The following is a 1,688-nucleotide window of genomic DNA, read 5'->3' as shown; positions in this document are numbered from 1 at the left end:
CGCAGGTCAAACGCCAGCTGCCAGCGCTGGCCGGGGTCCAGCAGGCTGACGCAGTGCATCTCCAGCGTGCCGACTTCGGTCAGCACGGCGGCCAGCTGCACCGGCATGTCTTGCGGCTGGCCCGGGGCTGCGGGCAGCACCATCACGATGGGTGGCAGCGGCGCGAAGTCCGCGGTCAGAGCGGCCAGGTTGCCGGCCTGCTCGGGCCGCTGTGCGACCGATGTGACCAGGTGAAAGCGCACCGGCTGGCCCAGCCGCAGCGCAAAGGTGCGGCCCGCCAGCAGCACTTCCTGGCCGGTGTCGGTGCCGCGCGGCAGCAGGCAAATGCCGCGCGCCTGGAGGCTACCCTTTTGGGTGCCCTTGGCATCGTCGAGCCGCAAAAAGTAGCTGCGCGCCGCGCCGCCGCCAATCCTGGGCGCCAGCCCCTGCTGCGCCAGCGCATAGGCCACCGCGCCGCGCGCCACCGCCACGTCGGGGTTGTCGTTGTGCAGCAGCCGCAGCGGCGCGCCGCGCCAGGCGCCCAGCGTGTCCTGCAGCCGCTGCACCAGCGCGGGGGCGCGAAACACGCCGCCGTTGAGCAGCAGGGTGTCGGGCATGGCCTGCGCGTGCTGGCGCAGGAAGTCGGCAATGTGCCGCGTCACGGCCGGGTCGCGCGCGTAGGGCAGGCCAAACTCGACCAGCCCGCCGCGCGCCTGCCTCGTTTGCGCGCTGGCCTCGACCGCCGGGAAAAAGCCGTCGACGACCAGCTGCGCCACGTCGGCGCGCGTCAGCGTCACCGAGCGGGCGCCGCCCACCAGCCGGGCGCCGCCGCCCAGCAGCGTGACCTGCGTCTGCGCCGGCGCGTCGGCTGCCAGCAGCAGTTCCTTGGCGGCGCGGCAGCGTTCCACCAGCTGCGCCAGCTGGCTGGCCGACAGCGGCCGGGCCGATGCATCGGCAGCGCCGCCGGCCAGGCGGCTTTCCACCAGGCGGGCCAGCGCCAGGTCCATGTTGTCGCCGCCCAGCATCAGGTGGTTGCCCACGCCGATGCGGCGCAGCTGCGCCTCGCCCGCTGTGGGTTCCACCGCAATCAGGCTCAGGTCGGTGGTGCCGCCGCCCACGTCGCAGACCAGCACCAGCCGGGTCTGCGCCAACTCCTGGGCCAGCGTGCCGCGGTGGCGCAGCAGCCAGTCGTACAGCACCGCCTGCGGCTCCTCCAGCAGGCGCAGCGTGGGCAGCCCGGCCAGCCGCGCGGCGCTCAGCGTCAGCGCGCGCGCGGCTTCGTCAAACGACGCGGGCACGGTCAGCACGATGTCTTGCTCTGCCAGCGGGTGCTCGGGGTGCTGCGCGTTCCAGGCGTTGCGCACATAGCGCAAATAGCTGGCGCTGGCCTCGACCGGCGACACCCTGGCCACCTCGGGCGGCGCACCCCAGGGCAATATCGGCGCCAGGCGGTCCACCGCCGGGTGCGACAGCCAGCTCTTGGCGCTGGTCACGAGCCGGCCCGGCACCTGCGCGCCCAGCTGGCGCGCCCATTGGCCCATCACGACGGGCGCTGCGTTGTCTTCTTCCTCGGCGGGCCACGGCAGTTGCCGCGCGCTGGCGGGCAGCTCGCCTTCTGCCGCGTGGTAGCGCACCGAGGGCAGCAGCGGCCGTGCGGCGACTTGGCCGGGTGCCACCAGTTGCTCGATCTGCAGCAGTTTTATGGCTTG

Annotated in this window: 1 protein-coding gene; it reads right to left on the bottom strand. The window is 73.5% G+C overall.

Translation table 11 applies throughout. From position 1 onward, the window contains the following. Positions 1 to 1,688 (bottom strand): Hsp70 family protein (locus IV091_RS04420; RefSeq protein ID WP_293465660.1); only part of this gene is annotated, 1,688 nt, incomplete at both ends.

Source organism: Polaromonas sp. (genome assembly GCF_018780625.1).
In the GTDB taxonomy this organism is placed as follows: Bacteria; Pseudomonadota; Gammaproteobacteria; order Burkholderiales; family Burkholderiaceae_C; genus Polaromonas.
This window is presented reverse-complemented; position numbering and strand designations above follow the sequence as displayed.